The sequence below is a fragment of the Eudoraea sp. genome (genome assembly GCF_049665975.1).
Lineage (GTDB): Bacteria > Bacteroidota > Bacteroidia > Flavobacteriales > Flavobacteriaceae > Eudoraea.
The window spans coordinates 1-2693 of sequence record NZ_JBATGR010000271.1; the positions used below are offsets into that span (position 1 = coordinate 1).

Sequence of the window (2693 nt, forward strand, 5' to 3'; positions counted from 1 at the left end):
GGGCCACATATCATTAGAATACGGAATTCCAAAATACTCATCAAAACCCTGTTTTGTTGGTAAAAAATCAGGATGATCCCCTAAATGCCATTTTCCAAAAATGCCGGTAGCATATCCGTTTGCTTTAAGCAATTCTGCAATAGTGGTTTCAGAAGGATGCAGACCAATTTTGCTATCAGGCATAAAGGCATTGTGAATCCCAATACGATTAGGATAACAACCCGTTAATAGTCCGGCCCTTGATGCTGAACAAACCGCCTGGGCAGCATAAAAACTACTTAATTTTACACCTTCCCCGGCCATCTGATCGAGGTGTGGAGTTGGGATGTCATTTGCCCCAAATACGCCGACGTCCTGATAACCCTGATCATCTGTAAAAATCAGGACAATATTTGGTGGTTGATCAATCTTAGAAGTAGCAATTTCTTTTTTATGTTTACAGCTTACTAAAAGAAGGATCAGGATACAAAAAGAAAGGCTACGATACATTGATAAGGCGAATTTTTCAAAAACTCTGTTTTGTAAAGTTTTATGAATTACTTGTAAATTGGGCTTAATATAATTAATTTTCATTCACCAGATATTGTATTCACAGTTTCTTCTAAATCTACAGTATGAGTATTAAATTATCGGGGGATTTAAAAATTCCGGCCCGGAAATGTTTTTTCTTATTATTTCTAACTGTTTTTACAATCCCCGGCTGTAAACCAAAAAACGAAGTGCCTCATCCAATTGTGAAGGTAATTAGTTCCATGTCGGACACCTTACCTGTTTTAACCATTCCTGAGGATGAAGATCCGGGAAGCGAAAACTGGATAGGCGTTGACCTGGAGCCTAAATCTCCGGTACTTCCTTTATATCCCCATGAAGAAGCCGCCCACTTTCTATTACCTCCAGGGTATAAGATAGAACCTATTCTAACAGAACCAGAAATAGAGCAGCCAGGAGCCATTTCATTTGATGGAAACGGACGCATGTACGTATTAGAATTAAGAACCTACATGCTTACTGCTGATTCGGACGGAACCCTTGAGCCTGTAAGTAGAATTTCTCGCTGGGAAGATAAAAATAACGATGGAATCTATGAGTCCGGAACATCCTTTGTGGACAAGCTTATCTTCCCCAGATTTGTGTTAACCTATGGCAAAGATTGCATCCTCTCTATGGAATCTGACGCGGATAATGTCTATAAATATTGTGATACCGATGGGGATGGAATTGCAGACAAAAAGGAATTTTTTACCAATAAATTTGGCCGCTCCGGCAATGTGGAGCACCAACAGGCCTTTATGTATTGGGGTATGGATAATTGGCTTTACAGTACAGTTAATGCTTTCAGGGTCAAAGAAACTACAAGTGGAGTAATTCGCGAGAAAACCGGGTATAACCGTGCACAATGGGGCATCACCCATGATGATGACGGGAAGCTTTGGTTTCAGGGTGGTTGGAGTGGTGTACCTTCCTATTTTCAGTTTCCTATTCACTACGGGAATTTTGAGGTAGAAAATGAATTTGAAGAAGGGTTTGAGATTCCCTGGGGAGCGCCGGTGAAGATCGCCGATATGCAAGGAGGAATGGACGAGGTCCGTCAACCCGATGGGTCACTGAAAAGGGTTACGGGAGCAGCAGGTAATGATATCTATAGGGGAGACAGATTACCGAAAGAACTTAAAGGACAGTATTTTTATGGAGAACCGGTGGCGAGGATCGTCCGTCAGATAAACCCGGTGGTTACCGAAGGGCTTACCACTCTGCATAATGTTTATCAGGATGAGAAGTCTGAATTCCTGAGAAGTACAGATCCTCTTTTCAGACCTGTAGACATGGCAACTGCACCGGACGGCACCATGTATATAGTAGACATGTATCACGGGATAATACAAGAAGGGCAGTGGGCACAAAAAGGCACATATCTAAGAACAAAAATTGAACAATATCAGTTAGATAAAGTTGTTGGCCTGGGACGTATCTGGCGTATTTCTTATGAAGGAAATTCACGCGATAAAACAAAACCCAGAATGTTTGAAGAGACTCCGGCTCAACTGGTGAAGTACCTGGAACATCCCAATGGCTGGTGGCGCGATAAAGCACAACAAATTCTCGTTATGGCCCAGGATAATTCAGTTGTTCCTGCCCTTAAAACAATAGTAAAAAAAAGTATAAATCTCTTGGGAAGATTTCATGCCCTATGGACATTGGAGGGTTTAAATGCCTTAGATTCAGAATTACTAAACCTTCTATTAAAAGATCCGAATCCAAGATTACGTATTCAGGCACTACGAGCAAGTGAATCACTGTCAAAATCTGGCAAAAAAGCTCTGGAGCATAAATATGCGGAATTGCTTTCAGATTCAAACACCGATGTTGTTATCCAGGCTATGCTGACATCAAAATACGTACAAACTCCTTCTTTGGAAAAAAATATAAAGTCTGTTTTGGCTCAGAACCAGGCTAAGGGAGTGCAACTGGTTGGGAAACAGATCCTGAACCCAAAGGAAACCAGAGGTTTTGGATCCCTATCAGGACCTCAACTTACAGATCTCCAACAAGAACGAATAGAAAGGGGGGGCGAGATCTTTAATGAATTATGTGCTCAGTGCCATGGTCCGGACGGCAAAGGAACGCAGCTTGGAAATGGCATTATTATGGCTCCTTCCCTTGCTAGTTCCAGTCGAGTTCAGGCGCATCCCGAA

At 41.9% G+C, this 2693-nt stretch carries 2 protein-coding genes; one reads left to right on the forward strand and one right to left on the reverse strand.

Features of this window, described 5'->3' with window-relative positions:
* Nucleotides 1-573, reverse strand: a 573-nt coding sequence (locus WBN20_RS09670; protein WP_424281524.1) for a sulfatase-like hydrolase/transferase, incomplete at its 3' end; no start/stop codon positions are given.
* 41 nt (nucleotides 574-614) lie between these two features.
* Here WBN20_RS09670 and WBN20_RS09675 point away from each other — a divergent pair.
* Nucleotides 615-2693 (forward strand): DUF7133 domain-containing protein (locus WBN20_RS09675; RefSeq protein WP_424281525.1); only part of this gene is annotated, 2079 nt, incomplete at its 3' end.